We start from the raw sequence: 4,951 nt of genomic DNA, 5'->3' as shown, positions 1-4,951 counted from the left end.
GGCTGTTCCACACGTAGGTGCGGGTGCCGTCGCCGATCAAGTTGCCATTGGAGTCGTAGCTCAACGCTTGGCCTTGGTACTGGATCTGCCGATGATTGTCGTCGAACGCATTACCGTCGCTCGCAGCTGGCAACAGGCTGTTGGCCCACGAGCCAGTTTGTGCGACGCGCCGGCCCACTCGGTCGTACCCATAGCCCACCGAACCCAATATCGATCCAGCGCTGCTGGCATATGCCAGCCCAGTCAATTCGCTGGCCTCATTGAAGTCATATGCGGCGACCACTCCGTTCGGCAATGTCATGATCTCGCGGCGCCCGATGTCGTCATACTCGAACGCGACTTCTTCTGAGCCTTGCAATATCCGACGTAACTGGTCGCCATCGTCATAGCGGTATTCGACCTTCGCCTGGCTACCGGCGGTCATGCCGACCCGGCGCCCTACTTCGTCGTAATCGTAGGTCACCGTACCGGCAGCACCGGTTTCACTGCGCACGCGGTCGAAATCATCGTACTCCCAACTCAGTGTTCCAGCGGCCGTATCTATCAGCTGGCGACGGCGGTCGGCGGCGTCGTACACGAAGGTCTGAATGCTGCCGTCCGGCAGCGTTGCCTTTTCAGGTCGCCCCAATGTGTCGTAGCTGAAAATCGAGGTTTGATCACGACGATTCTTATGGGTTTTGATTCGATCGCCGTCGAAATAGGTCCAGGTATCGACCTGATCCAGGCTGTCGCGCCGCTCCTTTAACCGGTCGCGCTCGTCATAGACGTAGGTGATGCCGTTGCCATGCGGCAAAAGGATGGCCGAGACGTTGCCGTTATTGTCGTAACTGATCTCAGTGGTCCGCTGCATCGGATCGGTCAAGGTGCGTACCCGATCATTGTTGTCGTAGCTGCGCCTTCCGATGCGGCCTTCCACATCACGCACCACTACCAACCGACCCAACGTGTCATAGGCCATGCCCGTGGCGCGGCCCAACGGGTCGACTACGGACGTCAGCGCGCCGCCTTCGTAGCGGTAGGTTGTTGTGTGACCCTTCGCATCGATTGTCGTCAGTGGCTGACCAGCGAGGTTACACACGATCTGGACATTACGATTCAGCGGATCGGTGATCTGGCTCAAACAGCCGTCCTTGTACTGAAACGTCGTTGTGCGATTCAACCCATCGGTCATGCTGCGGAGATCGCCATTGTCGTAGTACGACATCAGGATCGATTGCGCCTTGGGCGTATTCGCCATCGCAGTCACCTGCGTGACTTGACTTGCGGTGTTGTATTGATACTCGGTCTTTCGCCCCAGCGGATCGGTGCGCACCTTCACCTGCCCCGACGCATGGCGCTCGAACGAATACGTCTGCGCTTTGTCCGTGCCGTAGCCATAGGTGTCGCTGATCGGATAGGGCGTCGCGCGCTCGTCGAACAGCACCCGCCGCTTCACCCCGTCCGGCCGCGTCACCAGCACCGCTAGATGCCCCTCCGGCGTGTTGCTGTAGCCGAACGTGTACACACTGTCGTCGGCTAGCGTCTGCTTGCTGATCCGGCCGATCCAGCTACCGTACTTGGGATACTCGTTGTAGACCACGCGATTACCGCGACGGTCGATCACCGACTCCATTACATGTTGCTGCAGGTAGGTGCCGAACTGCTTGTGATCCTTCGCGTACATGCAGTACCGCGGGTCGACATTGATCCCCGATGGGCACACGTCGAAATCATCCGCGAACGTGCTTGTCATATAGGTGTAGCGCTTGGTCGTCAGGTCTGGGTAGGTCACTTCCGACAGCAGGCCCTTGTCGTTGTAATCGTAGGCCCAGGTCCGCCCGGTGTGGTCCTTGGCGGTCTTGATCCGGTTTTGCGGGTCGTAGGTGAACGCAACGATCCGCCCGTTCGGTGATACCAGTTGGGCCAACAGGCCCGCGTTGTAGATCAACCGGGTCTGGTTGCCGAACCGGTCCTGCACCCACTGCAGCCGGGTGTCGTTGTAGCTGCTGAACTGCATCTGCGAACCGTCGCGCAGCGTCACCCTGTAGGCGCGGCCATAGGGCTGCTCCGGGTCCGCGTCGAAGATCGAGCGCATCACCGCGCCGGCGTAGGCGCTGCGCGATCCGTTCTGCCTCCACTCGCCCTGCGCGCCGGTGCCCGACAGCCGATCGAACTGCACCGCCGATCCGTTCGGCAGCACGATCCGGATCGCGCCATAGTCGTCGCCGATGCGCTGCAGGTAGTGACCGAACCCCAACGACATGCCCAGGCCGAACTCGCGCTTGCCCATATCGCGTGGACGGTAGTGCCGCTTGATCGACAACGGCACCACGTCGTTGATCGTCACGTCGGTGTCGGCGTAGATGAAATCGCCGGTGTGCAGGTCGACCGGGTCGCCTTCGGTGCCGGCGCCGCCGCTCTTGGCGTTCTGGTCCGCACAGTTGGGATCCGGGCACTCGCCTTCCTGATCCGGCGGCATACCCGCCTTCGGTTCCGGATCAGTATTCCGCACGCTGTACATCCCACCCATCGTCTGATGCAGCGCCACGCCGCGTTCGGGTTCGAACTGGCGGCCGTCCGCGGCCACCGTGCCTTGCCCGTACACCCGCCAGCCTTCGCGCGGATCGTAGATCCAGAAGTCGCCCACGGTTCCAGCCGGCTTACGGTCGTAATTCGGGTAGTACACCCGGATGCCGCCCGATGCGGTGGACGTCAGACCTTGCACCTGCGCGCCACCCGGCTCGAGCGTGAAGGCCATCGGGTGGTTCTCTTTCACCGGGAACGGCGCGCGGTTGACCGGCGTCGGCACGATCGCCAGTTCGGTCACCAGGCGTCCCTTACGGTCGCGGATCACCGTGCCCGCGGGGATGCGTAATTCCAGCCCCGGCATGTCCGGATGGCCGATGCGCATCTCCTGCTTCAGCGGCGAAGCGATCTTGATCTTGTCGCGCGCGGTGATGCGCGGCAGGTGCAGCAGATACTTCAGTTCGGTCAGTTTGCCCTTGACCACGCGCACGCCGACCACGAACTGGCCGTATTCGGCCTGCGCGCTGTTGGCGGTGCTGCCGTCCACGTACAATTCCTGCCAGCCCGGCGTCGCATCCAGCAAGGTGAACCAGCCATTCGTATCGGTCCGTGCCTTATGCGCGCCGATGCTGACTTCCACGTTCGCTACCGGTTGCTCGTCCACGCGCACGACGCGGCCGCGCACGACGGTGACGTCGTACAACGCCGCGGTCCTGGCCATTGACGGGTTCGGTGTCGGCGACTGGTCGGGCGTGTAGATGCGCCAGCGGCTGTCGGTGTTGTCGACGCCGGGGTACCACACGCCATCCTTGAGCTCGGCTCGTGCGCGGCACGGTGCGTACCATGCGCCCGTCCGCGCACAACGACGCGGTTCGCCTTCGCCGGTGATCTGCACGTCGCTAACCGCGGTCGTCGGCACCTCAACGTCGTTCAACGCCGCGGTGCGGAAGTCGATCGCGGTCGTCGCCAACGGCTGGCCATTGCGGCCACGCACGCCATCAATCAGCAGTGTGTACGGTGAATCCGGGAACAACGCCTGCTGCGGCGTCACGAACGCCAAGCGCCCGCCTTCGGCGGGCACCACTTTGGCGACGGCGCGGCCGCCGGGACCGAAAAGCACCACACTGCTGGCGTTGACGTCGCTGGCTTCCAGAGGCTGACTGAAACGCAGCCACAGGCGGCCGTCCGGCGCAAAACCCTGCGCCTTCGCCGCGGGCCATGAAGCCGCCAGCACCGGCGCCGCCTTGGCGGCGTCGGCGACGTGCGCGGCCGGGGCGGCCGGCGCGAAGGTCTGCGCCTGTGGATCGAAGCGCGCGTCGCCGCTTACGCGGCGGCCTTGCGCATCGACACCGCCGGATAGCCGCACGCTGCCGTCGCTTTCCAGCGCGCCGAGATGACCCAGGCGCGCCGGCGTCCACGCACCTTCGACGATTTGCACGGCGCCGTCGCGCGAATCCCACATCTCCGCTTTGGCCACGCCGGCCACGCCTGGGGTCCAACCGCCGCTGAGCAACAGACGACCGTCGCTGAGCAGGGTCGCCCCATGACCGGCGCGCGGCGCCAGACCGGGCAGCTGAGCCGGCGTCAGCGTCTGCGTCGCCGGATCGAACCACAGACCTTCGCGGTGCACCTGGCCGGATGCGTCCACGCCGCCCCATACCAGCACGCGGCCGTCGGCGAGCAGGCTGATGCTGGCCAAGCGGCGCGGCGCGCTCAGTGGCCAGCGCCGTATCTGACTGCCTTGCTCATCGTCGCGAAGCAGGCTCAGACCGCGACCATCGCGTTCGACAACCAGCCAACGTCCGTTCGGTAACTGCGCGCGCGCTTCGCGTGACTGCAATGCCAGTTGTTGCGACAACGACACCGGCAACGGATCGAGCACCGCGCCGACCTCGCCAGGCCGCAGCGATACCGCGCCCAACGATAGGCCTAACGTCAGCGCCATCGCGCCGATACGCCAAGTCTTGCGCTTTCCGTGCTCCTGCGGTCCTTGCTTTGTGTTCAGCATCATGCTTCTCCCGATCCCTCAGCAGCTTGAGCTATCTTGCAATTTCGATTCAGCTGATCGAGCCAAAAGCTTTCGCAATCGCTATCAGCCTCGATAAAAAAATTGCGGGCATGTTGGCCGGCGAACTGAGTGGTTACATCGCTCGACCGTGGCATAGCCTGAACTTGGCTGGTGCCGTCAGGCGCCAGCAGCGTGCGCGCGATCAGGGTCTCGCCGTATCTCGGATCCACGTACAACAGGTACTGTCCGGTCACCGGCAGGTTCGANACGTGTCAGTCCGCGCAAAACGCTCGTCGATACCAAGACCGGTCAATATGCCACTGACCGTTGTTCCACGGGTTTCTTGCCTGGCCGTTCTCGGTCTTTCCGATTCGACGGCCCAGCGGATCGTATGCATAGTTGGCGATCGTCTGGCCGTCCTGCTGGATGGCCACCAAC

The 4,951-nt window shown here is 63.5% G+C and carries 1 protein-coding gene; it reads right to left on the bottom strand.

What is annotated here, in order from left to right; translation table 11 throughout:
* Positions 1 to 4,516 (bottom strand): DUF6531 domain-containing protein (locus ASD86_RS16345; RefSeq protein ID WP_082578422.1); only part of this gene is annotated, 4,516 nt, incomplete at its 3' end.
* Positions 4,517 to 4,951: the final 435 nt, after the last annotated feature.

The organism is Lysobacter sp. Root690 (assembly GCF_001427785.1).
GTDB lineage: Bacteria > Pseudomonadota > Gammaproteobacteria > Xanthomonadales > Xanthomonadaceae > Lysobacter.
The sequence above is the reverse complement of the archived record's forward strand: the minus strand, read 5'-3'. Positions and strand labels throughout refer to the sequence as shown.